Raw genomic sequence first — 22,137 nt, 5'->3', positions numbered from 1 at the left:
ACGGCTGCAGGGCAATGCACCCTGCAGCCGTTTTTCCTTGGCATCCCGCTTCAGACGACGATGGTCTGCGCTTCGCCTTCCTTGCGTTCACGGATTTCACCGATGCGCGTCACTGTCTCGCCCGCCGCTTTCAGCTGGGCGACTGCCGCATCCGCATTTTCCTTCGACACGATGACGACCATGCCGATGCCGCAGTTGAAGACGCGGTGCATTTCATCATCGGCCACATTGCCGTGCTGCTGCAGCCAGGAGAACAGAGGCGGCATGGTCCAGGCATCGCGGTGCAGGACGGCGGTGAGGTTGTCGCGCAGCACGCGCGGCACGTTTTCCACCAGGCCGCCGCCGGTGATATGGGCCATGCCCTTGACTTCCAGCGTCTGGATCAGCGCCAGCAAGGGCTTGACGTAGATGTGCGTCGGCTCCAGCAGGACATCCGCGAGGCGACGGCCGTGGAAATCGGCATTCAGGTCGGGCTGGGCCACCGAGATGATCTTGCGCACCAGGGAGTAGCCGTTGGAATGCGCGCCGGAAGACGCCAGGCCCAGCACCACGTCGCCCGGCATGATCTTGCTGCCGTCGATGATCTGCGATTTTTCGACGGCGCCGACCGCAAAGCCGGCCAGGTCGTATTCGCCGTCGGGATACATGCTCGGCATTTCCGCCGTTTCGCCGCCGATCAGCGCGCAGCCCGCCAGCTCGCAGCCCTTCGCGATGCCCTTGATGACATCGGTCGCCGAAGGCACATCGAGCTTGCCGCACGCAAAGTAGTCGAGGAAGAACAAGGGCTCGGCACCCTGCACCAGGATGTCGTTGACGCTCATGGCGACCAGGTCGATGCCGACGGTGTCATGCTTGTTGAGGTGGAATGCCAGCTTGAGCTTGGTGCCAACGCCGTCGGTGCCGGACACGAGCACCGGTTCCTTGAATTTCTTGCCGATTTCAAACAGCGCGCCGAAGCCGCCGATGCCGCCGAGCACGCCTTCGCGCATGGTGCGCTTGGCAAAAGGCTTGATGGCTTCGACCAGGGCATCGCCCGCGTCAATGTCAACACCGGCATCGCGGTAGGAAAGGGAGACGTTGGAAGTGGAACTCATGATTAGATTGGGGACAGAGGCGGTAAAATAGGCGGTTGATAACCGAATGCGGCGACCAAACCGCTATTTTAACAAACCGATCAGTGCAAGCTTCCAGTTTCATGCCATTTTCTTTCCTTACCCAGCAGGAATACGGCCGTTCAGGCAGCTTTTCTCTCCCGTCATGAGGCAATTACTGCTTGACCTGGGTGCGGAAAAGCCGCAAACCCTGGATTCCTTCGTCATCGGCCGCAATGCCGAGCTGGTGCAGCGCCTGCGGCGTTTCGCGCAGGGCGGCGCCGTGTCCGACGACCGTTTCATCTATCTCTGGGGCGAGGCCGCGGCGGGCAAGACGCATCTCTTGCGTTCGCTCGCCGTCGCCCCGGATGCCCGCTACATTCCGGCCGGCGCTTCAACGGAAGATTATGTCTTCGACAACAGCATCAACCTCTATCTGATGGACGATTGCCATGACTTGCCGGCGGAAGCCCAGATCGCCGCCTTCGCCCTGTTCAACCAGGTCAAGGAAAACGGCGCGCTGCTGGTCAGCGCCGGCAACAGGCCGCCGCTCGGACTGGAGTTGCGGGAAGACCTGCGCACCCGGCTCGGCTGGGGCCTGGTGTACCAGGTGCACGGATTGACCGACGAGGAAAAGATCGCTGCCCTGACCCAGGCCGCGCAGGCGCGGGGCATTGCCCTTCCCCCGGGCGTGTTACCCTATCTGATCACCCATTTTCGCCGCGACATGCGCTCGCTGTCGGCAATGCTCGATGCCCTGGACCAGTATTCCCTGGAAACCCAGCGGCCGATCACCCTGCCGCTGCTGCGCAGCCTGCTGCAACTCGAAGGTGAACCCAAAACATAAATGAATATTGCCCTCTTCGACCTAGACCATACCCTGATACCGCTGGACTCCGATTACGAGTGGGGCCAGTTCCTCGTCCGCATCGGCGCCGTGGACGGCGAAGCCTTCTCCCGGCGCAATGCCGCGTTCTATGCCCAATACGAAGCCGGGACGCTCGACCCGGTCGAGTACCTGGAATTTGCGCTCGGCACCCTGGCGGGCTTTCCGCGCAGCCAGCTCGATGCATGGCACGAGCAGTTCATGGCGGAAGTGATCCGCCCGGGCATTCGGCAATCCGCGCTGGATCTCGTCAGGCGCCACCAGGAAGCCGGCGATGAAGTCGTCATCATCACGGCCACCAACCGTTTCGTCACCGCGCCGATCGCCGCCGCCCTCGGCGTGGGCAACCTGATCGCCGCCCAGCCGGAGGAAACGCCGGAAGGCGAGATCACGGGCAAGCTGCTCGGCATTCCCACTTCCGGCGCCGGCAAGGTCGTGCACCTCAACGACTGGCTGGCCGCGCGGGGCAAGACCCTGTCCAGCTTCGCGCGCAGCTATTTCTACAGCGATTCCCAGAACGATATTCCGCTGCTGTCCGCCGTCACCGATCCCGTCGCCACCAACCCGAACGCCTTGCTCAGAGCGCATGCCAGCGCACAAGGCTGGCCCATCCTGTCCCTGTTCGAATGATTAAAAAGCTTATCAAGCGCATCCTCGGCGTAAAGAATAAAACCGAAAGCCCCAACCAGCCGGCCATTCTCGGGCCGAACGACCACGGCATCGATCCGCAACTCCTGTCGCCGAACGCGGTGCGTGTCACGCAGACGCTGCAGGAAGCCGGCTTCAAGGCTTTCGTGGTCGGCGGCGCCGTGCGCGACCTGCTGCTCGGCGTCAAGCCCAAGGATTTCGATGTCGCCACCAATGCCACGCCGGAACAGGTGAAGCGCCTGTTCCGGCGCGCCTTCATCATCGGCAAGCGATTCCAGATCGTGCACGTAATGTTCGGCCAGGAAATCATCGAGGTCACCACCTTCCGCGGCACCTCCGCCGACAATGCGCCCAAGGACGAACATGGCCGGGTGCTGCGCGACAATACCTTCGGCGAACAGCATGAAGACGCCGTGCGGCGCGACTTCACGATCAATGCGATGTACTACGATCCGGCCACCCGCCAGGTGCTCGACTATCACAAGGGCATCGCCGACATCCGCAACAAGACGCTGCGCATCATCGGCACGCCGGAAGCGCGCTACCGGGAAGACCCGGTGCGCCTGCTGCGGGTGGTTCGGTTCGCCGCCAAGCTCGGCTTCGACATCGATCCGCATACCCGCGCGCCGATACAGGTGATGGCGCCGCTGATCAACAACGTGCCGGCGGCCCGGGTCTTCGATGAAATGCTCAAGCTGCTCATGAGCGGCCAGGCGCTGGCCTGCCTGCAGCAGCTGCGCAAGGAAGGCCTGCACCACGGACTGCTGCCCCTGCTCGACGTCGTGCTGGAACAGCCGCTGGGCGAGAAATTCGTCACCCTGGCGCTGGCCGGCACCGACCAGCGCATCCGCGAAGGCAAGCCGGTATCGCCGGGCTTCCTGTTCGCCTCCCTGCTCTGGCACCAGGTGCTGGAAAAATGGACCGCCTACCAGGCGGCCGGCGAGTATCCGATTCCCGCGCTGCATCTCGCCGCCGACGATGTGCTCAATACCCAGACCGAAAAGCTGGCCCTGCAGCGGCGCATTGCCACCGACATGCGCGACATCTGGGCCATGCAGCCGCGCTTCGAGCGGCGCGTCGGCAAATCGCCCTACAAGCTGCTGGAGCATCCCCGCCTGCGCGCCGGCTACGACTTCCTGCTGCTGCGCTGCGCCTCGGGCGAGATCGACCAGGAAATCGGCGAATGGTGGACCGCCTTCATGGCCGCCGACGGCGAGGAACGCGAAGCCCTGCTGGCACGCAAGCCGAAGTCGGAAGGAGAAGGAACGGCGGCCCGCAAGCGCCGCCGCCGCGGACGCGGCAAGGCCAAGGAGACGCCGGCGGAAGGTTCGGCGCAATGAGCGGCCGGCGTCAGGACTGCTACATCGGCATCGGCGCCAACCTCGGCAACGCGCAGGAACAGGTCGAACAGGCGATTGCCCGGCTGGCGCAGCTGCCTGATTCCTCGCTGCTGGCGCAGTCAAGCCTGTTTCGCACCGCGCCTGTCGATGCGGGCGGCGACGACTACGTCAATGCCGTCGCCAGGATCGACACCGGCCTGAGCGCACAGGCGCTGCTGGCGCAGCTGCAGGCGATCGAACAGGATTTCGGCCGCGAGCGCCTCTACCGCAATGCGCCCCGCACCCTCGACCTCGACCTGCTGCTGTACGGGCGCGAGCAGATCTCCGGCGAGACGCTCTCGGTGCCGCACCCGCGCATGACGGAACGCGCCTTCGTGCTGATTCCCCTGCTGCAGATCGATCCCTTCATCGACATCCCGGGCAAGGGTGCGGCGCACTCCTTCGTTCCCGGCGTCTCCGCGCAAGCCATCCGGAAGATTTGAATATGCAGATTCCCGTTTCGCTGCAGACCGTCGGTCTGCTGGTGCTGTCCAATATTTTCATGACGTTTGCATGGTATGGCCACCTGAAGAGCCTTGCCAGCAAGCCCTGGTGGATCGCCGCGCTGGTCAGCTGGTCGATCGCCTTGTTTGAATACCTCCTGCAGGTGCCGGCCAACCGCATCGGCTACACCGAGTTCAGCGTCGCGCAGCTGAAGATCATGCAGGAAGCAATCACCCTGACCGTGTTCGTGCCGTTCGCGATGATCTACATGAACCAGCCGTTCAAGCTCGACTACGTCTGGGCCGCGCTCTGCATGGTCGGCGCCGTTTACTTTATTTTCCGCACATGAACCTGGACCGTTACCGAACCATCGTCGTCGAAGGCCCCATCGGCGTGGGCAAGACTTCGCTCGTGCAAAGACTGGCCGATGTGCTGCATGCCCGGAAACTTCTCGAGCGCCCGCAGGAAAATCCCTTCCTCGAAAAGTTTTACCGCGATCCGTCCCGCTTCGCGCTGTCAACCCAGATGTCCTTCCTGTTCCAGCGCATGGCCCAGTTGCGCGAGCAGGAACAGGCCGATCCGCTCAACGCCAAGGTGATATCGGATTTCCTGCTCGACAAGGATGCGCTGTTCGCCCGCCTGACGCTGGACCCGGACGAGCTGAAACTCTACGAGCAGCTATACGAACAACTGCGGCCGCGAGCGCCGGCGCCCGACCTGGTGATCTACCTGCGGGCAGAGCCGGCAACGCTGATGGAGCGCATCCGCGAGCGCGGCGTCACGATGGAAGCAGGCATTTCCGATACCTACCTGGAACGCCTTTGTGAAAGTTACAGCCGATTCTTTTATCATTACGACGCCGCGCCCCTGCTGATCGTGAATACCGAGCATTTCAATCCGGTCGGGCGCGATGAGCACTTCACCCAACTGCTCGCCCGCATCGATGCCATGCGCGGCAAACGGGAATATCTCAACCTCGGGGAATGATGATGGCAGCATATCTGCAAGAAGGTGAAGCAGTCGGACGCACCAAGGCCGTGACGGTACCGGCGCTGCTGGCCATGCGTGCGGCAGGAGAGAAAATCGCGATGCTGACCTGTTACGACGCCAGCTTCGCGGCACTGATGGATCGCTGCGCGGTCGATGTGTTGCTGGTCGGCGATTCACTCGGCAACGTCTGCCAGGGCCATGCCTCCACCCTGCCCGTCACGCTCGCCGATATCGCCTATCACACCGCATCGGTCGCGCGCGGCAACAAGAATGCCCTGCTGATTGCCGACATGCCGTTCGGCACCTATGCCACTCCCGAATCGACTTACGACAATGCAGTCAAACTGATGCAAGCGGGTGCGCAGATGGTCAAGCTCGAAGGCGGCGCCTGGCTGGCCGATACCGTGCGCTTCCTGACTGAACGTGCGATACCGGTATGCGCGCATCTCGGATTGACGCCGCAGTCGGTGCACCAGCTCGGCGGATTCAAGGTGCAGGGCAAGACGACCGAAGGCGCGGAGAAACTGAAGGCCGATGCCCTGGCGCTGCAGGCGGCGGGGGCATCGATCCTCGTGCTGGAAGCCATTCCCAGCGCACTCGGCAAGGAAGTCACCGACCTGCTGAGCATCCCGACCATCGGCATCGGCGCGGGCGTGGACTGCTCCGGGCAGGTACTGGTCATGCACGACATGCTGGGCGTTTTCCCCGGGCGCAAGGCGCGCTTTGTGAAAAACTTCATGGATGGGCAGACCAGCATCGAAGCCGCGATCCGGGCTTATATCGCCGCGGTGAAGGACCAGTCCTTTCCCGCCGCCGAGCATTGCTTCTGAACGATCTCCGGGCAAGTACGCAGGCGCATCAATAAGCGCATTATTGAGCGCTTCAACCTGCGCCAGCGGCTGGCCCCATGGGGTTCCGCCGCTTGCTGCGGCAGTCCGCTGAAGGGATGATGAGCGGATGATGAACGGCGCCGAGTCTATTCCGGCGCTTCGTCATACTGCGTCAGGACGCCTGACATCTTGGCGGCCAGATCCTCGGGACCGCCCAAGGTCAGCCCCAGGTCGCGCAGCAAACCGTCCTGCAAGCCATATATCCAGCTGTGAACGGTCAGTTCCTGCTGGCGTTCCCACGCATCCTGCACCACGGTTGTCTGACAGACGTTCACCACCTGTTCCAGCACGTTCAGCTCGCACAGCCTGTCCTGCTTGACCTTCGGCGGCAGGGTTTCGCCGAGATAGCGCTCATGCTTCTGGTGCACGTCCTGCACATGCCGCAGCCAGTTGTCCGCAAGGCCGACGCGGCGGCGGGCCAGCGCGGCATGGACACCCGAGCAGCCATAGTGGCCGCAGACGATGATGTGCTTGACCTTGAGCACATCGATCGCGAACTGCAGCACCGACAGGCAATTGAGATCGCTGTGCACCACCACATTGGCAATATTGCGGTGGACGAACAATTCCCCCGGCAGCAGGCCGACAATCTCGTTGGCGGGTACGCGGCTGTCGGCACAGCCGATCCACAGGTATTCGGGGGATTGCTGGCGCGCCAGCGTCTTGAAGAAGTTTTCGTCGTCAGCCACCATCGAGGCAGCCCAGGCACGATTGCTTTCGAACAGTTGCTCAAGCAACCGGTTTTTGTCTTTTGGGGAATTCATAGCGCTTGGCCGTTTCATGAAGTGACGGCCCGGCCGCGCCGCATTTCCGGATCGGGAACGGCGGCTGGCCGGAACGGCGCCGCGGCAAGCCGCCGCGGCCAACGCGCATTATAACGGTGGAAAGAGTTGCAAGAATGGAAAAGCACGAGCGGCAGGAAATGGCTTGAAGCGCCGCTGCTTTGCGGTCGCTCAGCTGTTTCCGCGCTGGGGCTCTTCGGGCTTTTCGCCCAGCATCGCGGGCTTCAGCCTCGGGTCCACTGGCTTGTCGCCCAGCCAGATCTTGAGCAAGGCGTTGTAGAAGGCAGGGTCGGGCAGCGTATCGGACACCCGCTTGCCGTTGACATGGATGACCGTTCCGCTGTCGGGAATCCAGTCGGTGGTCAGGACATCGCCCTTCTTCAATTCCGGGATGGAGGCAAAGATTTCGCCGAACTTCTGCAACTGCGCGATGAAGCGGGTCTTTTCGGATTTGTCGCTGTTCTGCTGGATGCCGCTCATGAATCCGCGCGCCAGTTCCTCGTTGCCGATATCCCGCAGCATCACGATGGTCACGCGTTTGGTGCCGGGCGCATTCAGTACCTCGGCCACTGTCGCCTTCCTGTCGTTGAGGTACAGGGCGGCGACATAGACCTTGAAGATCGCCTTGTGGCGGATGCCCGCCCCGTTGAGCTTGAGCTCCTGGTTTCCGACGCGGACAACCTCATCGATCCTGATGCCGCCCACATCGGCGGCGAGCGCCATGGGTGCGGCGGCCGTACAGACCAATGCGCCGGCAATGCTCACATGAGCCAATCTGCGGAGGAACCTGGGGGTTTTCTTCATTGTTATCGTCTCCGGTAAGTAACGACCGTCCAGTCCGCGCCATTGCCTGAATCTGCTTGAGGAGCGGGAAGAAACGGTGATAGCAGGAAACAACCGATTATCCGTAGAAAATATAGAGCCGGAACTCTAATAGCCGGGCAAATGGCTTCCTGATTGCATCGTGCTTGAGAAAAAATAAAGGCCGCAGTCCCAAAGGATCTGCGGCCTGAAAAACTGCCTGGCAACTGCCGGCGCCGGCAGCTTACTCGAAGAACTCCTTCACCTTGTCCTTCCAGGATTTGCTTTGCGGGCTGTGCTTGGAGCCGCCGGCATTGGTGAGCTGCTCGAATTCCTGCAGCAATTCCTTCTGCCGCTCGGTGAGCTTGACCGGCGTTTCGACGACAACGTGGCAGAACAGGTCGCCGGCATAACCGGACCGCACTCCCTTGATGCCCTTGCCGCGCAGGCGGAAGGTCTTGCCTGACTGCGTACCTTCCGGCAAGGTGAACGATGCCTTGCCGTTGAGCGTCGGCACTTCCACTTCTCCGCCCAGTGCAGCCTTGGCGAACGACACCGGGATTTCACAGTGCAGGTCGTCGCCGTCGCGCTGGAATACCGGATGGGCCTTGATGTGGATTTCCACATACAGGTCGCCCGGCGGGCCGCCATTCATCCCCGGCTCGCCGTTGCCCGATGAACGAATCCGCATGCCGTCGTCGATACCGGCCGGGATCTTCACTTCCAGGGTCTTGTTGCGCTTGATGCGTCCGGCGCCGCTGCAGGTCGAGCATGGGGTCGGAATGATCTTGCCGGTGCCGTGGCATTTCGGGCAGGTCTGCTGAATGCTGAAGAAGCCCTGCTGCATGCGCACCTGGCCCTGTCCGCCGCAGGTGGTACAGGTAGTCGGCGAAGTGCCGGGCTTGGCGCCCGAGCCATGACAGGTCTCGCATTCGTCCCAGGACGGCACGCGGATTGTGGTGTCATAGCCGTGCGCGGCCTGCTCCAGGGTGATTTCCAGGTTGTAGCGCAGATCGGCGCCGCGGTAGACCTGCGGTCCGGCGCTGCGTCCGCCGCGCGCTCCCTGGCCGAAGATATCGCCGAAGATATCGCCGAATGCGTCGCCAAAGCCGCCGAAGCCCGGTCCGCCGGGCCCGCCGGCGCCACCCATGTTGGGGTCGACCCCGGCGTGGCCGTAGCGGTCGTAGGCTTCACGCTTGCTCGCGTCGGAAAGCATTTCGTAGGCCTCCTTGGCCTCCTTGAACTTTTCTTCAGCGCCCTTGCTGTCCGGATTGCGGTCCGGGTGGTATTTCATCGCCAGCTTGCGATATGCCTTCTTGATTTCATCTTCGGAGGCATTCTTCGCTACGCCTAATATTTCGTAAAAATCACGCTTTGCCATGTTGTCGGCATCCTGAATTTAAGCAAAAACGCCGAGTCGAGGATCGCTTCACGATCCTCGGCCCGGCGGGGTCACCACGGCGCAAGCCGAGGACCATTGATTATTTGTCTTTCACTTCTTTGAAGTCGGCATCGACAACGTCTTCTTCCTTCGCTTTCGATTCCGAAGCGCCGCCGGCGGCACCGGCTGCGCCAGCAGCGCCCGCCTGCTGCGCCTGAGCGTCGGCATACATCTTCTCGCCCAGCTTCTGAGCGGCAGTCGAGAGCGCGGAGACCTTGTCGTCGATCGCGGACTTGTCGTTGCCCTTGAGGGCTTCTTCCAGGTCCTTGATCGCGGCTTCGATCTTTTCCTTCTCGCCGCCTTCGAGCTTGTCGCCGTATTCGGAGACCGCCTTCTTGGTCGAGTGGACCAGCGCATCGCCCTGGTTGCGGGCATCGGCCAGTTCCTTGAGCTTCTTGTCCTCGTCGGCGTACAGCTCGGCGTCCTTCACCATCTTCTGGATTTCGTCCTCGGTCAGGCCGGAGTTGGCCTTGATGGTGATCTTGTTTTCCTTGCCGGAAGCCTTGTCCTTCGCACCGACGTGCAGGATGCCGTTGGCATCGATGTCGAAGGTCACTTCAATCTGCGGAATGCCGCGCGGTGCCGGCGGGATGCCTTCCAGGTTGAACTCGCCCAGCAGCTTGTTGCCGGTGGCGATTTCACGCTCGCCCTGATACACCTTGATGGTCACGGCCGGCTGATTGTCGTCGGCGGTCGAGAACACCTGGCTGAACTTGGTCGGGATCGTGGTGTTCTTCTGGATCATCTTGGTCATCACGCCGCCCAGGGTTTCAATACCCAGCGACAGCGGAGTCACGTCGAGCAGCAGCAGGTCCTTGCGGTCGCCGGACAGCACGGAACCCTGGATCGCGGCGCCCACGGCAACAGCTTCGTCCGGGTTGACGTCCTTGCGCGGATCCTTGCCGAAGAACTCCTTGACCTTTTCCTGCACCTTCGGCATGCGGGTCATGCCGCCGACCAGGATCACGTCCTGGATGTCGGAAACCTTGACGCCGGCATCCTTGATGGCGATGCGGCACGGCTCGATGGTGCGCGAGATCAGTTCCTCGACCAGCGATTCGAGCTTGGCGCGGGTGACCTTCATGTTCAGGTGAACCGGCGCGCCGTTGGCCATGGCGATGTACGGCTCGTTGATCTCGGTCTGCTGCGAAGACGACAGTTCGATCTTGGCGCGCTCGGCGGATGCCTTGATGCGCTGCAGGGCGATCGCGTCCTTCGACAGGTCGAGGCCGTTGATCTTCTTGAATTCGTCGATGATGTAATCGATGATGCGCTGGTCGAAGTCCTCACCGCCGAGGAAGGTGTCGCCGTTGGTGGACAGCACTTCGAACTGCATTTCGCCGTCGACGTCCGCGATCTCGATGATGGAGATGTCGAAGGTACCGCCGCCGAGGTCATACACGGCGATCTTGCGGTCGCCCTTGCCGCTCTTGTCGAGCCCGAATGCGAGTGCAGCCGCGGTCGGTTCGTTGATGATGCGCTTGACGTCCAGGCCGGCGATGCGGCCGGCGTCCTTGGTCGCCTGGCGCTGCGCGTCGTTGAAGTAAGCCGGCACGGTGATCACGGCTTCGGTGACTTCCTCGCCGAGATAGTCTTCGGCGGTCTTCTTCATCTTGCGCAGGACTTCTGCGGATACCTGCTGTGCGGCGAGCTTCTTGTCGCGCACCTGCACCCAGGCGTCGCCGTTGTCGGCCTTGACGATCTGGTACGGCATCAGGTTGATGTCCTTCTGGACTTCTTTTTCGTCAAACTTGCGGCCGATCAGGCGCTTGACGGCGTAGAGGGTGTTTTTCGGGTTGGTGACGGCCTGGCGCTTGGCGGGAGCGCCGACGAGAATTTCACCATCGTCCTGATAAGCGACCACGGAAGGCGTGGTGCGCGAACCTTCGGAGTTTTCAATGACTTTCGGCTGGCCGCCTTCCATGATGGCGACGCAGGAGTTGGTCGTGCCGAGGTCGATGCCAATGATCTTGCCCATGATAGTGTTCCTTTAAAAAGCTGGATTTCTAATGTGTTGTATATGTGGAACGAGACGCCGGTTTCAAGCGCCTCTCAAGCCAATTTTTACTGTGCGACGGTGACCAGCGCCGGGCGCAGCAGACGATCCGCGATCGTGTAGCCCTTCTGCAGCACGCTGACGATGGTGTTGGCGTCCTGCTCGGCAGGCACCATGGAGATCGCCTGGTGCTTCATCGGGTCGAGCTTCTCGCCCGGGACCGGATTGATTTCGATGAGCCGGTTGCGCTCGAAGGCGGCGGACAGCTGCTTGAGCGTCATCTCGACACCTTCCTTCAGCGATTCGACTGCCGGGGTTTCGAGCTTGAGCGCCATTTCAAGGCTGTCCTTGACCGGCACCAGCGCTTCGGCGAAGTTCTCGATCGCGAACTTGTGGGCCTTTGCAATATCCTCCTGGGCGCGACGGCGGATATTTTCCGTGTCGGCCTTGGCGCGGAGAAAGGCATCCTGCAGTTCCGCCAGCTTCGCTTCCGTCGCCGCGAGCTTTTCCTCAAGAGAACCATTCTGTTGAGGCGACGCTGCAGCTGGGGAAGCCGTGCCTTCCGGAGCCTGGGTGTCGGACGTTTGAGTGGCTTGGGCAGCCTGTGTGGCCTGATTTGCCTGTTCGGTCTGTTCCTGCATCTTTTCTTGATCTTGCATCACAAAAAGTCTCCAACAATCAATGGCTTAGCGTTTGTTGCATTCATACATGAGGGTTGCCCCTACTTTTTCAAGGGGGATTTTAAAGATGTTCTCAGGAATTTTTCGGGCGGTCCTGGCGCCGCTTCCCAAGCATGGCAAGCCATCGGAAATTTCAACTTTCAATCCCGGCCAGCCGTACTAGGATGGATATAGGGCTGTCGCAGCCCTGCTCAAGAGGCCAGTCGCCGCGCGGCAAGCTTGCCGGCGCCCGGCTCCGGTGCCGCCATGGATGACAATGATGAAACTTCCCCTGATATCTGCGGGCGTTATCGCCTATTCGCTGTTCGCCGCCGCCTGGATCTGCGAAGCGCGGCTGATCCCGCTGCTCTGATGCGCGCTGATGCACGCTAACGCTCGGCTCCGTGCAGCAGCGCCTGCTGCCTTGAAACGGCCGCTTCCGCCTGGGTCTCCGCCTGCATCGACGGAGTCAGCATGGTCGGCCAGCCGATCAGGTGCTGCTCGGCGATTTCAGCCATGGCGGTGATCCATGCATGATCCTCGTTCAGGCAGGGAATGTAATGGAATTCCTTGCCGCCGGCATGCATGAATTCCTGCTTGCCTTCCATCGCGATTTCTTCCAGCGTCTCAAGGCAGTCGCCGACAAAGCCGGGGCACACCACATCGACGCGGCGCTTTCCTTCCCTGCCCAGGGTCTGCAGCATGGGGGCCGTGTACGGTTGCAGCCACTCCGCTTTGCCGAACCTTGATTGAAAGGTGACGACATAATCGTCGGCCGACAGCTGCAGCTCCTTCGCCAGCAGGCGCGCGGTCTTGTGGCATTCGCAATGGTAAGGATCGCCCAGCATCAGGGTGCGCTTGGGCACGCCGTGAAAACTCATCACCAGCTTGTCCGGACGGCCATGCATGTCCCAGTAGTTCTGGATGACTTTCTTCAGCGCGAGGATATACGCCTCATGATCATGGTAATGCTTGACCATCCGCAGTTCGGGCACATTGCGCACTTTGGAAAAATGCTTGAATACCACGTCGAAGACGGAGGCGGTGGTCGTTCCCGAATACTGGGGATAGGCCGGCAGGATGAGAATGCGGTCGCAGCCGTCGGCCTTGAGCTTGTCGAGCACGTCCGGCATCGCGGGCTGGCCGTAGCGCATCGCATAAGCAACTTCCACCTGGTGGCCGCGCTGTCCGAGATAGCCGCGCAGCAGATTGGCCTGGCGCTCGGTATGCACCTTCAGCGGAGAACCGTCGGCAGTCCAGATCGATGCATACTTCTCCGCCGACTTCGACGAACGCAGCGGAAGAATGATGCCGTTGAGGATGAACCACCAGACCGCGCGCGGAATCTCCACCACGCGCGGATCCCACAGGAATTCCTTCAGATAGCGGCGCACCGCCGGCGCCGTTGGAGAATCCGGCGTGCCGAGATTGACCAGCAGGACGGCGGTCTTGGAAATCGAGCCGTGGGTATAAGGCGGTTCCTTGTCTGGGCGCATTGCGTGTCAGTATTCCTCGGATGTTTTGCTTGGGGATGTGATGTTCTTGTCTTGTTCAGGAAGCAAGCAGTTCGCGCGCATGCTTGCGCGTGGTCGCGGTAATCTCGATCCCGCCGAGCATGCGTGCGATTTCCTCGATGCGCGCCTTGGCATCAAGGAAATCGATGCGCGACATGGTGCGGCCTTCGGTGCTGCGCTTGCTGACCTGGAAATGCTGGTTTGCCTGGCTGGCAACCTGCGGCAGGTGCGTCACGCACAGCACCTGGCGGTCGCGGCCGAGGCGCTTGAGCAGGCGACCCACCACTTCCGCCACGCCGCCGCCGATGCCGCTGTCGACCTCGTCGAAGATGAGAGTCGGGGTTGCGGTGGCGCTGGAGGTGATGACGGAAATGGCAAGGGAAATCCGTGCCAGTTCGCCGCCCGACGCCACCTTCGCCAGCGGCCTTGCAGAGGTGCCGGCATGCGCGGCCACCATGAACTCCACCTGCTCGACGCCGTAGCTCGCCGGCTCGCAGGGATGCAGGGCCACTTCGAAGCGTCCACCCGACATGCTCAACTCCTGCATTGCCGCAGTGACTGCATCGCCTAGCGTACGGGCCGCCTTGGCGCGCGCCTTGGACAGCTTGACCGCAACTTCCATGTAGGCCGCCTTGAGCTTGTCTTCCTGCGCGCGCATGGCATCCAGGTCGGTGGCATTGGCGAGCTGCTTGAGCTGGGCCGACAGGCTTTCGTATTCCTGCGGCAGGTCTTCCGGCGCCACGCGGAATTTGCGGGCCGTCGAGTGGATGGCATCGAGCCGAGCCTCCACGAGATGGAGGCGCTCCGGATCGAGCTCGACGCGGCCGAGATAGTCATTGAGGCCGTACACCGCTTCCTGCAGCTGGATGCGCGCCGGCTCCAGCGCGTCCACCACCGGCCTGAGCGCGGCATCGATGTCGGCCAGCTTGGACAGCTTCATTGTCAATGCGGACAACTGCGACAGGATGGGACTGCTTTCCGATTCCGAGATGGCATTGAGCGCTTCCTGGGCGCCTTCGATCAGGCTGGCGGCATGCGACAGGCGGCTGTGCTCGGTGCTGATCTCGCCCCATTCGCCGGGCTTGACCGCCAGCTTCTGGAGTTCGTTGACCTGCCATTCCAGCCGTTCGCGCTCGAGCAGCACGCTCTTGGCGTTGGCTTCGAATTCCTCGCGCTGCTTGGCCAGCGCGCGCCAGGTCTTGTAGGCTGCCGCCACGGCGCGGGCTTCGTCGAGCAGGCCGGCCTGGCTGTCGAGCAGCACCCGCTGCGCATCGTTCTTGAGCAGCGACTGGTGGGCATGCTGGCCATGGATATCGACCAGCATCTCGCCGAGTTCGCGCAGCTGCGATGCGGTAGCCGAGATGCCATTGATGAACGCCTTGGACCGCCCGGCATTGTCGATCACCCGCCGCAGCAGCACGCCGCCGTCCTCGTTGCTGAATTCATGTTCGGCAAGCCATGTGTCGGCCGCGCTGCCGGTGCTGAACTCTGCGGTGATATCGGTTTTCGCCGCACCTTCGCGGACCACGCTGGCGTCGCCCCGCCCTCCGAGCGCCAGCGCCAGCGCATCAATCAGGATGGACTTGCCGGCACCGGTTTCACCGGTGAAGACGGTGAAACCCGGAGCGAATTCCAGCTCTATCGAATCGACAATAACAAAATCGCGTATGGAAAGTGTGCGAAGCATAAGCAGTTCAGATGAATAACCACGGCGAACATGATGGCGCTGGCAAATGCTGCCTGTCTTGCCATCATGTTCGCCGTGGCGAATCGACAAGAGCCTGTTCGGTATCTTTTAGCTATGTTGAGCTACGAACAGCGACGAACGGACTCCGAGGCAGCCGCTATTTTAACTTGCCCGTGACGGACGGATATTCGTTCCAGTGCAGCTTCTCGCGCAAGGTGTCGTAATAACTCCAACCTTGCGGATGCAGGAAGGTAATGGTGTAGGCGGAACGGCGGATCACAATGCGGTCGTGATGCTGCAGGCTGGCCAGCGACTGCATGTCGAAATTGGCGCTGATGTCGCGCCCGCCCATGATCTCGATTTCAATGGTGCTGGAATCGGGCACGACGATGGGACGGTTCGACAGCGCATGCGGCGCAATCGGCACCAGCGCCAGGCCCGACAGGCTGGGATGCAGCAAGGGGCCGCCGGCCGACAAGGCATAGGCGGTCGAGCCGGTCGGCGTGGCGACGATCAGGCCGTCGGAACGCTGGTTGTACATGAACCGGCCGTCGACTTCGACCTTAAGTTCGGCCATGCCGGTGGTGGCGCCGCGCGCGACGACCACGTCGTTGAATGCCAGCGCGTGGAAAATCTGTTGTCCGTCGCGCAAGACGGAGCCTTCCAGCAGCGCGCGTTGTTCGGATTCAAGATTGCCGCTCAACATTTCCGCCAGCACGTTGAACATGCTCTCCTGCGGGATGTCAGTCATGAAACCGAGGCGGCCCTGGTTGATGCCGATGAGCGGAACGCCGAAGCGGGCGAGCTGGCGGGCGATTCCCAGCATCGTGCCGTCGCCGCCCACGACAATCGCGACGTCGGCATGCTTGCCGATTTCCTCCGGGGTCATCTTGGTCAGTCCGGGCAATGCGACATTGTTGGCCGTTTCCGATTCGAACACGACCGCATGGCCGCGCTTGACGAGAAACGAGGCGAGGTCCGACAGGGATTGCTCGATACCGGCGGCCATGTATTTGCCAATGACGGCTATCGTCTTGAAAACGAGCGGGGAAGAAAGGGACGTGGCAGGCAACATGCTGCAGATTAGACCATAATTTCGCCGTGCGATACAGGCAGGCTGTTAGGCAGACTGTTGAAACCCTACTCCGGAAACCCTATGTCAGTGATAAAAGCAGTGCTGTTCGACCTTGACGATACCCTGTGGCCGATCGTTCCCGTCATCAAGCGCGCGGAAAACATTCTGTTCGAGTGGCTCGAGCGGAATGTGCCGGCCGTTGCCGCGCGGGTGTCGATCGAAGGCTTGCGTGCCCGGCGGCAGGCATTGATGGAAAGCGATCCGGTCTACCAGCTGGATCTGCGCGCGCTCAGGCATGCGGTGCTGGTGGAAGCTTTCATTGATGCGGGCGAGGATGTCCGGCTGGTGGATGAGGCCATGGCGGTATTTTCCCGTGCCAGGAATGAAGTCACCCTGTTCGAGGATGTGTTGCCCGTTCTCGGCAGGATGAAGCGCAGGCTGGCACTGGCGACGGTGTCCAATGGCGTGTCGGACCTGGATGCGATCGGCATCGCGCATCTGTTCGACGCATCGATCGCAGCCTACAGCTTCGGCCGGGCGAAACCGGATCCTTCCATATTTCATGCGGCATGCGACGCCTTGAAAATTGCGCCAGGCGAGGCCATCTATGTCGGGGATGATCCCTTGCTGGATGTCGTCGGGGCCCAAAAGGCGGGGCTGCGCGCGGTATGGCTGAACCGGGACGGACTGGGTCCGGCCCGCGGCTTGCCGGAGCATGTTCGGCCGGACGCGGTCTGCGCCGACCTGATCGAGCTCGAACGCTGGATCGGCCAGTGAAAGCGGCGGTACGCAGGCTTTACGGTACGGAGTATTCAATGCAACTGCAACTGTGGCTATAACGCGATAAAACTCTGATAACTATCAACTTTTTCTGACTATAAGCTGCAATGAACGGTGGCATGCGTCATGCGGCGTCGTTAGAATACCCTTATGCAACTCGATACTCGCGCACAAACTTTGCTTAAAGCCCTGGTGGAACGGTACATCGCCGACGGTCAGCCGGTGGGTTCCCGTGCGCTTTCAAAGATATCCGGTCTCGAACTGTCGCCAGCCACCATCCGCAACATCATGGCGGACCTGGAAGAGATGGGTTTTGTTGCAAGTCCGCACACGTCGGCGGGCCGGGTGCCGACACCGCGCGGCTACCGCATGTTCGTCGACACGCTGCTGACCGTGCAGGCCATCGACGAAACCACCGTGGAATCCAAGCTGCAGGCGCGGCTGCAAACCAAGTCGCCGCAGAGAATCATTTCCAATGCAGCCCAGGTACTCTCTTCCCTGTCGCAATTCGCCGGCGTGGTGTTGACGCCGCGGCATGAGTCGGTATTCCAGCAGATCGAGTTCCTGCGCCTGTCGGAAAAACGCATCCTGCTGGTCATCGTGGCTCCCAATGGCGATGTACAGAACCGGTTGCTGCTGACCGAGGTCGACTATTCGCCGTCGCAACTGGTGCAGGCAGCCAATTACATCAATCAGCATTTCGCCAATCATAGTTTCGATGAAGTCCGCACCCGCCTGCACGGCGAGCTCAAGCAACTGCGCGACGACATGACGAACCTGATGCAGGCGGCGGTCGAGGCAGGCAGCGACGCCATGGCGGAAAGCGCCGAGGAAGTCGTGATCTCCGGCGAGCGCAATCTGCTCAGCGTCACCGACCTTGCGTCCAACATGACCTCGCTGCGCAAGCTGTTCGACCTGTTCGAGCAGAAGACCAGCCTGATGCAGCTTCTGGATGTGTCGAGCAAGGCTACCGGCGTGCAGATTTTCATCGGCGGCGACTCGCAACTGCTGCCGGTCGATGAAATGAGCGTGGTGACCGCACCGTATGAAGTGAATGGCAAGATCGTCGGTACGCTGGGCGTGATCGGTCCCACACGCATGGCGTATGAGCGCGTGATACCGATTGTCGACATCACCGCGAAGCTGCTCTCGAACGCCCTGAGCCACAACTGACCGGCTGCCTTGACCTTGCATTGCCGGCGCATGGCGGGTGCAAGGCATGCGTTCCTTACCCCATCATCAGCTGGGCTACGATCTTGCTGTTGGCCCCATCCATATTGGTGAACTGCATGCCGACACGAAAGCCGTCGGCGCCTGCAAGAATGCTGTACACCACCTTGCCCTGCCCCATCACCCTGACCATCTTTCCATCGAGCGGGGCCTCGAAACCGATGGTGCATTCCTGCCCTACCCGCAGCTGCTCGCTGAGCATCAGGCTCAATCCTCCAAGCGAGATGTCGAGAGTACGGCAGCGTACCGGATTGCCGCCCGGCACAACCACGATCGCCTGACAGCGCATGACCTTGCGGGGAAAACTTCTTGGTTCAGGTTTCATGCTGGGCAGGCCTTCTTGCCGTGAAAGGGGGATGCGTTGACGACGGCAGGGTCATTCAATGACTGATGACTGACTTTGCGCACGGGACGCAAGAGCGGAAGCGGATTTAACGCGAGCGATGCGGACAGTCGGTCTTGGTGCAGTGCCCGTAGAGAGCAAGCGCATGCTCGGAGATCGCGAAGCCGCGTTCCTTGGCAATGCTCTGCTGGCGTTTCTCGATTTCCTCATCGAAGAACTCTTCCACCCGGCCGCAGTCCAGACAGACCAGATGGTCGTGGTGAGAGCCCTCGTTGAGTTCGAAGACCGCCTTGCCGGTTTCGAAATGATTGCGATGCAGCAGTCCCGCCTGTTCGAACTGTGTCAGCACGCGGTAAACCGTTGCCAGGCCGACATCCATGTTTTCGGTGAGAAGAATTTTGTAGACATCTTCCGCGCTCAGATGGCGCACCGCGCTATTCTGGAAAATATCGAGGATCTTCAGACGGGGCAAGGTCGCTTTCAGACCGCTTGCCTTTAACTCGGAGGGATTGCTTGGCATGTTGTTGATCGGAATCGGATTATCTGCTTTATCATATAGCGTTTTGGCCCAATTGCCCAATTGCTCAAAGAATTGAGACCCACTATGCGAACGTCGTTGTTTTCCTTTGATCGTACACCAGTTACCGTCCGTATGGTATGGCTGGCCGTGGCGGCCTGCCTTGCCGGATGCGCATCGAAAAACCCGCTGATGGAGGAGCCGGCAAGCGTTTCCGCGCCGGCAGCCAGGCCCGCGCAGCAGGCCGGGGCGGCAAGCGCCCAGGGAAAGCAGGATACAGCTTCCGCGGCGCCTGCGGGCGGCGTCACGGCAACCGGCCCCACCGGCGTACAGCGCTTCCTCGGCATCTTCTCGCCCTACAAGATCGATATCCAGCAGGGCAATTTCGTTTCCCGCGAAATGGTCGCGCAACTCAAGGAAGGCATGCAGCGTCCCGAAGGCGTCACGCGTGAACAGGTGCGTTTCGTGCTCGGCACGCCGCTGCTGACCGACATCTTCCATTCCGACCGCTGGGACTATGCATTCCGGCTGAAGAAGCGCACCGGCGAGGTCATTTCCAGCAATGTGACGGTATTCTTCAAGGAGAATCGCCTCGTCAATATCGAGGGCGGCATGCTGCCGACCGAACAGGAATATCTTGCCTTCATCGCCGGCTCCGCTCCGGGCAACAAGTAACAGGCATCAACATGAACCCATTGAAAATCGCTGTCGCAGGCGCATCCGGCCGCATGGGCCGCATGCTGATCGAAACCATTCAGAACGCCGATGACGCCGTGCTTGCGGGCGCGCTCGACTTGCCGGGCGCACCGGGTCTCGGCGCCGACGCCGCCGCCTTCCTCGGCAAGCCGGCCAATGTGTCGATCGAATCGGACCTGGCCAGGGGCCTTGCGAATGCGGAATTCCTGATCGACTTCACCCGCCCCGAGGGAACGCTCAAGCATCTCGAATACTGCGCGGCGCACGGCATCAAGATGATCATCGGCACCACCGGTTTCGATGAGGCGGGCAAGGCCGCCATCGCCGCCGCCGCGGAAAAGACCGCCGTGGTATTCGCGCCCAACATGAGCGTCGGCGTCAATGTCACGCTCAAGCTGCTGCAAATGGCGGCGAAGAGTTTTTCGCACGGCTACGACATCGAGATCATCGAAGCTCACCACCGTCACAAGGTCGATGCGCCTTCCGGTACCGCCATCAAGATGGGCGAAGTGATCGCCGAGTCGCTCGGCCGCGATCTCAAGGATGTCGCCGTCTATGCGCGCGAAGGCGTGACCGGCGAGCGCGATCCGTCCTCCATCGGTTTTGCCACCATCCGCGGCGGCGACATCGTCGGCGACCATACGGTGCTGTTCGCCGGCATCGGCGAGCGGATCGAAATCACGCACAAGTCTTCCAGCCGGCTCAGCTACGCGCACGGCAGCCTGCGCGCGGCGCGTTTCCTGGCCGACAAGAAGACGGGCCTGTTCGACATGCAGGCAGTGCTCGGGCTCGCATAGCGCATGCATATGCGGCGCGAACGCAGGCCGGCATTCGCATGACAGCCGCAACGGCGATCATCCCCGCCGTTGCGGCCCTGCTGCTGCATGCCGGCCTGGCCCTGGTCGCCGCGAACATGCTGTCGTCGAAAGCCACACCGAGGGAGCCGCCGCGGCCGATCGAAGTGGCATTGATCCCGGAACAGCCTCCTGCCATGCCGGCTCAGCCTGTTCCCCCCTCCCCCACCATTCCGCCAGCACCACCCCTGCCGTCACCAGCACTCCAGCCTCCCGTTCCTGCGGCACCGCCGGTCGAAAGAAAAAAACCGCCTCCAAAACCGCGCATCGAGCGCAAGCCGGCCCCGGCACCGCGGCCGGATGCGCCAGCCAAACCGCCCGCGGCGCAGCCGGAAGATTCCTCCGCGGCGCCGGGCAGTGACATCGCGACGCCCCGATCCGCACCTGGTCCGGACCCGTCGCCCCCCGCAGCGGCTGCAGCGGCCGCTCCGCCTTCCCCGCCTCGCACTCCGGTCTCCATACCCGCCAGCTATGCCGCCACGAACCGCAAGCCGGAATATCCGCGCCTGTCGCGGCAGCTCGAAGAGCAAGGCACGGTAGTACTGCGCGTGCTGGTCAGGGCCGACGGCACGGCGGGCACGGTGGAAATCCGGACATCGAGCGGATTTCCGCTGCTCGACCAGTCGGCGCGGAACGCGGTGCAGACATGGCGATTCAATCCCGCAACAAGCGACGGCAAGCCGGTGGACGAGTGGTTTCTGATCCCCATTCCGTTTAAACTGCAGAACTGATTCCATTCCGGCAAGCACCATGAAAGATACTCTCGGATTTGCACACTACTGGGCCCAAGGCGATGCCGTCACGCATTCGGTGGCCTACCTGCTGCTGCTGATGTCGGTCGCCAGCTGGTATTACATCTTTTCCAAGGCCTGGAGTTCGTGGCGGATCCGCCGGAGCGCAAGCGCGCTGGAAGGATTCTGGAAAGCGCCTACCCTCAATGACGCCATCGATATCGTCAGGAATGCCGACAGCGAGGAAGTCTACGCGCCGCTGGCCATACAAAGCGCCCAAGCCGCCAATGTGACGGCCCAGGCCGGCTCCCTCAATGCGAATGTCGATCCGGGCGAACTCATTACCCGCACGCTGCGCCAGGAAATCAACCGCGTGTCGTCGCGGCTGGAAAGCGGCCTGACGCTGCTGGCCTCGGTGGGCTCGACGGCCCCCTTCGTCGGCCTGTTCGGCACGGTTTGGGGCATCTACCATGCGCTGGTGGCTGTCTCCAGCACGGGCACGGTGCAGATCGACAAGGTGGCCGGTCCCGTCGGCGAAGCGCTGATCATGACCGCGCTCGGGCTGCTGGTCGCCATACCCGCCGTGCTGGCCTATAACGCCTTCACCCGCGTCAATCGCGTCACGCTGGCGGAACTTGACGCATTCGCCCACGATCTGCATGCCTATCTCACCACCGGCGCGCGCGTCGGCAAATAAAGGAGT

24 protein-coding genes are annotated in these 22,137 nt (G+C 61.7%); 13 read left to right on the top strand and 11 right to left on the bottom strand.

What is annotated here, in order from left to right:
- Window positions 1–50 precede the first annotated feature (50 nt).
- Window positions 51–1,094: a phosphoribosylformylglycinamidine cyclo-ligase gene (purM, locus tag FH061_RS14720; protein ID WP_151636586.1), complete on the bottom strand. Its 1,044-nt coding sequence runs from the start codon at window positions 1,092–1,094 to the stop codon at window positions 51–53.
- Window positions 1,095–1,257: 163 nt separating this feature from the next.
- Here purM and hda point away from each other — a divergent pair, with 163 nt between their 5' ends.
- The 7 genes from hda to panB are packed head-to-tail and all read left to right on the top strand — an operon-like array spanning window position 1,258 to window position 6,268.
- Window positions 1,258–1,938 carry a DnaA regulatory inactivator Hda gene (hda, locus tag FH061_RS14715; protein ID WP_151636585.1) on the top strand — a complete coding sequence of 227 codons (681 nt, stop codon included), beginning with the start codon at window positions 1,258–1,260 and terminating at the stop codon, window positions 1,936–1,938.
- Window positions 1,939–2,607, top strand: a complete 669-nt coding sequence (locus FH061_RS14710; protein ID WP_151636584.1) for a histidinol-phosphatase — start codon at window positions 1,939–1,941, stop codon at window positions 2,605–2,607. It begins immediately after the preceding gene.
- Window positions 2,604–3,965: a polynucleotide adenylyltransferase PcnB gene (gene pcnB / locus FH061_RS14705; protein WP_151636583.1), complete on the top strand. Its 1,362-nt coding sequence runs from the start codon at window positions 2,604–2,606 to the stop codon at window positions 3,963–3,965. Before FH061_RS14710 ends, pcnB begins: the two co-directional genes overlap by 4 nt.
- Window positions 3,962–4,447: a 2-amino-4-hydroxy-6-hydroxymethyldihydropteridine diphosphokinase gene (gene folK, locus FH061_RS14700; RefSeq protein WP_151636582.1), complete on the top strand. Its 486-nt coding sequence runs from the start codon at window positions 3,962–3,964 to the stop codon at window positions 4,445–4,447. Before pcnB ends, folK begins: the two co-directional genes overlap by 4 nt.
- 2 nt (window positions 4,448–4,449) lie before the next feature.
- The gene (locus FH061_RS14695; protein ID WP_151636581.1) at window positions 4,450–4,797 is read left to right on the top strand and encodes a DMT family protein; all 348 of its coding nucleotides are present in this window, start codon (window positions 4,450–4,452) and stop codon (window positions 4,795–4,797) included.
- Complete coding sequence (locus FH061_RS14690; RefSeq protein ID WP_151636580.1) at window positions 4,794–5,435, top strand: deoxynucleoside kinase; 642 nt, start codon at window positions 4,794–4,796, stop codon at window positions 5,433–5,435. The genes FH061_RS14695 and FH061_RS14690 overlap by 4 nt, the downstream gene beginning before the upstream one ends.
- A gap of 2 nt (window positions 5,436–5,437) precedes the next feature.
- Window positions 5,438–6,268, top strand: coding sequence for a 3-methyl-2-oxobutanoate hydroxymethyltransferase (gene panB / locus FH061_RS14685; protein WP_151636721.1), 831 nt, complete (start codon window positions 5,438–5,440; stop codon window positions 6,266–6,268).
- Window positions 6,269–6,414: 146 nt separating this feature from the next.
- On the opposite strand, the gene can is transcribed toward panB, so the two are convergent.
- The 8 genes from can to FH061_RS14645 form a co-directional block, all read right to left on the bottom strand.
- Window positions 6,415–7,092, bottom strand: coding sequence for a carbonate dehydratase (gene can / locus FH061_RS14680; RefSeq protein WP_151636579.1), 678 nt, complete (start codon window positions 7,090–7,092; stop codon window positions 6,415–6,417).
- A 189-nt stretch (window positions 7,093–7,281) separates the two neighbouring features.
- Window positions 7,282–7,914, bottom strand: a complete 633-nt coding sequence (locus tag FH061_RS14675) for a chalcone isomerase family protein (RefSeq protein ID WP_151636578.1) — start codon at window positions 7,912–7,914, stop codon at window positions 7,282–7,284.
- A 241-nt stretch (window positions 7,915–8,155) separates the two neighbouring features.
- Entirely contained in the window at window positions 8,156–9,292 is a 1,137-nt protein-coding gene (gene dnaJ / locus FH061_RS14670) for a molecular chaperone DnaJ (protein WP_151636577.1), read from the bottom strand.
- A 100-nt stretch (window positions 9,293–9,392) separates the two neighbouring features.
- On the bottom strand, window positions 9,393–11,330 hold the full coding sequence (gene dnaK / locus FH061_RS14665) for a molecular chaperone DnaK (RefSeq protein WP_151636576.1): 1,938 nt from the start codon (window positions 11,328–11,330) through the stop codon (window positions 9,393–9,395).
- Between the two features lie 86 nt (window positions 11,331–11,416).
- Window positions 11,417–12,007 carry a nucleotide exchange factor GrpE gene (gene grpE / locus FH061_RS14660; protein WP_192805083.1) on the bottom strand — a complete coding sequence of 197 codons (591 nt, stop codon included), beginning with the start codon at window positions 12,005–12,007 and terminating at the stop codon, window positions 11,417–11,419.
- Between the two features lie 389 nt (window positions 12,008–12,396).
- A complete protein-coding gene (hemH, locus tag FH061_RS14655; RefSeq protein ID WP_151636575.1) occupies window positions 12,397–13,503 on the bottom strand; it encodes a ferrochelatase in 1,107 nt (368 codons plus the stop codon).
- Between the two features lie 55 nt (window positions 13,504–13,558).
- Complete coding sequence (gene recN / locus FH061_RS14650; protein ID WP_151636574.1) at window positions 13,559–15,208, bottom strand: DNA repair protein RecN; 1,650 nt, start codon at window positions 15,206–15,208, stop codon at window positions 13,559–13,561.
- Window positions 15,209–15,365: 157 nt separating this feature from the next.
- Window positions 15,366–16,283, bottom strand: coding sequence for an NAD kinase (locus tag FH061_RS14645; RefSeq protein WP_151636573.1), 918 nt, complete (start codon window positions 16,281–16,283; stop codon window positions 15,366–15,368).
- Between the two features lie 81 nt (window positions 16,284–16,364).
- Between FH061_RS14645 and FH061_RS14640 the strand changes: the two genes are divergently transcribed.
- A complete protein-coding gene (locus FH061_RS14640; RefSeq protein WP_151636572.1) occupies window positions 16,365–17,060 on the top strand; it encodes an HAD family hydrolase in 696 nt (231 codons plus the stop codon).
- Between the two features lie 153 nt (window positions 17,061–17,213).
- Window positions 17,214–18,236 carry a heat-inducible transcriptional repressor HrcA gene (gene hrcA, locus FH061_RS14635; protein ID WP_151636571.1) on the top strand — a complete coding sequence of 341 codons (1,023 nt, stop codon included), beginning with the start codon at window positions 17,214–17,216 and terminating at the stop codon, window positions 18,234–18,236.
- Between the two features lie 55 nt (window positions 18,237–18,291).
- Here hrcA and FH061_RS14630 read toward each other — a convergent pair whose 3' ends face one another.
- Complete coding sequence (locus FH061_RS14630) at window positions 18,292–18,618, bottom strand: PilZ domain-containing protein (RefSeq protein ID WP_151636570.1); 327 nt, start codon at window positions 18,616–18,618, stop codon at window positions 18,292–18,294.
- A gap of 106 nt (window positions 18,619–18,724) precedes the next feature.
- Window positions 18,725–19,156 carry a ferric iron uptake transcriptional regulator gene (fur, locus tag FH061_RS14625; protein ID WP_151636569.1) on the bottom strand — a complete coding sequence of 144 codons (432 nt, stop codon included), beginning with the start codon at window positions 19,154–19,156 and terminating at the stop codon, window positions 18,725–18,727.
- 84 nt (window positions 19,157–19,240) lie between these two features.
- On the opposite strand from fur, the gene FH061_RS14620 reads away from it, so the two are divergent.
- The 4 genes from FH061_RS14620 to FH061_RS14605 are packed head-to-tail and all read left to right on the top strand — an operon-like array spanning window position 19,241 to window position 22,131.
- Entirely contained in the window at window positions 19,241–19,828 is a 588-nt protein-coding gene (locus FH061_RS14620; protein WP_225984678.1) for an outer membrane protein assembly factor BamE, read from the top strand.
- 11 nt (window positions 19,829–19,839) lie between these two features.
- A complete protein-coding gene (dapB, locus tag FH061_RS14615; RefSeq protein WP_151636568.1) occupies window positions 19,840–20,646 on the top strand; it encodes a 4-hydroxy-tetrahydrodipicolinate reductase in 807 nt (268 codons plus the stop codon).
- Window positions 20,647–20,684: 38 nt separating this feature from the next.
- Window positions 20,685–21,434, top strand: a complete 750-nt coding sequence (locus FH061_RS31490; protein ID WP_151636567.1) for an energy transducer TonB — start codon at window positions 20,685–20,687, stop codon at window positions 21,432–21,434.
- Window positions 21,435–21,453: 19 nt separating this feature from the next.
- Window positions 21,454–22,131: a MotA/TolQ/ExbB proton channel family protein gene (locus FH061_RS14605; RefSeq protein WP_151636566.1), complete on the top strand. Its 678-nt coding sequence runs from the start codon at window positions 21,454–21,456 to the stop codon at window positions 22,129–22,131.
- Window positions 22,132–22,137 lie beyond the last annotated feature (6 nt).

Source organism: Noviherbaspirillum aerium (genome assembly GCF_008929045.1).
Lineage (GTDB): Bacteria > Pseudomonadota > Gammaproteobacteria > Burkholderiales > Burkholderiaceae_D > Noviherbaspirillum > Noviherbaspirillum aerium.
Note: the sequence above shows the minus strand (reverse complement) of the source record. Positions and strands in the feature narration are given on the sequence as shown.

Coding starts and splice junctions, on each gene's coding strand:
- purM (WP_151636586.1), bottom strand. CDS start 1,094: ATGAGTTCCACTTCCAACGTCTCCCTTTCCTACCGCGATGCCGGTGTT.
- hda (WP_151636585.1), top strand. CDS start 1,258: ATGAGGCAATTACTGCTTGACCTGGGTGCGGAAAAGCCGCAAACCCTG.
- FH061_RS14710 (WP_151636584.1), top strand. CDS start 1,939: ATGAATATTGCCCTCTTCGACCTAGACCATACCCTGATACCGCTGGAC.
- pcnB (WP_151636583.1), top strand. CDS start 2,604: ATGATTAAAAAGCTTATCAAGCGCATCCTCGGCGTAAAGAATAAAACC.
- folK (WP_151636582.1), top strand. CDS start 3,962: ATGAGCGGCCGGCGTCAGGACTGCTACATCGGCATCGGCGCCAACCTC.
- FH061_RS14695 (WP_151636581.1), top strand. CDS start 4,450: ATGCAGATTCCCGTTTCGCTGCAGACCGTCGGTCTGCTGGTGCTGTCC.
- FH061_RS14690 (WP_151636580.1), top strand. CDS start 4,794: ATGAACCTGGACCGTTACCGAACCATCGTCGTCGAAGGCCCCATCGGC.
- panB (WP_151636721.1), top strand. CDS start 5,438: ATGGCAGCATATCTGCAAGAAGGTGAAGCAGTCGGACGCACCAAGGCC.
- can (WP_151636579.1), bottom strand. CDS start 7,092: ATGAATTCCCCAAAAGACAAAAACCGGTTGCTTGAGCAACTGTTCGAA.
- FH061_RS14675 (WP_151636578.1), bottom strand. CDS start 7,914: ATGAAGAAAACCCCCAGGTTCCTCCGCAGATTGGCTCATGTGAGCATT.
- dnaJ (WP_151636577.1), bottom strand. CDS start 9,292: ATGGCAAAGCGTGATTTTTACGAAATATTAGGCGTAGCGAAGAATGCC.
- dnaK (WP_151636576.1), bottom strand. CDS start 11,330: ATGGGCAAGATCATTGGCATCGACCTCGGCACGACCAACTCCTGCGTC.
- grpE (WP_192805083.1), bottom strand. CDS start 12,007: ATGCAAGATCAAGAAAAGATGCAGGAACAGACCGAACAGGCAAATCAG.
- hemH (WP_151636575.1), bottom strand. CDS start 13,503: ATGCGCCCAGACAAGGAACCGCCTTATACCCACGGCTCGATTTCCAAG.
- recN (WP_151636574.1), bottom strand. CDS start 15,208: ATGCTTCGCACACTTTCCATACGCGATTTTGTTATTGTCGATTCGATA.
- FH061_RS14645 (WP_151636573.1), bottom strand. CDS start 16,283: ATGTTGCCTGCCACGTCCCTTTCTTCCCCGCTCGTTTTCAAGACGATA.
- FH061_RS14640 (WP_151636572.1), top strand. CDS start 16,365: ATGTCAGTGATAAAAGCAGTGCTGTTCGACCTTGACGATACCCTGTGG.
- hrcA (WP_151636571.1), top strand. CDS start 17,214: ATGCAACTCGATACTCGCGCACAAACTTTGCTTAAAGCCCTGGTGGAA.
- FH061_RS14630 (WP_151636570.1), bottom strand. CDS start 18,618: ATGAAACCTGAACCAAGAAGTTTTCCCCGCAAGGTCATGCGCTGTCAG.
- fur (WP_151636569.1), bottom strand. CDS start 19,156: ATGCCAAGCAATCCCTCCGAGTTAAAGGCAAGCGGTCTGAAAGCGACC.
- FH061_RS14620 (WP_225984678.1), top strand. CDS start 19,241: ATGCGAACGTCGTTGTTTTCCTTTGATCGTACACCAGTTACCGTCCGT.
- dapB (WP_151636568.1), top strand. CDS start 19,840: ATGAACCCATTGAAAATCGCTGTCGCAGGCGCATCCGGCCGCATGGGC.
- FH061_RS31490 (WP_151636567.1), top strand. CDS start 20,685: ATGACAGCCGCAACGGCGATCATCCCCGCCGTTGCGGCCCTGCTGCTG.
- FH061_RS14605 (WP_151636566.1), top strand. CDS start 21,454: ATGAAAGATACTCTCGGATTTGCACACTACTGGGCCCAAGGCGATGCC.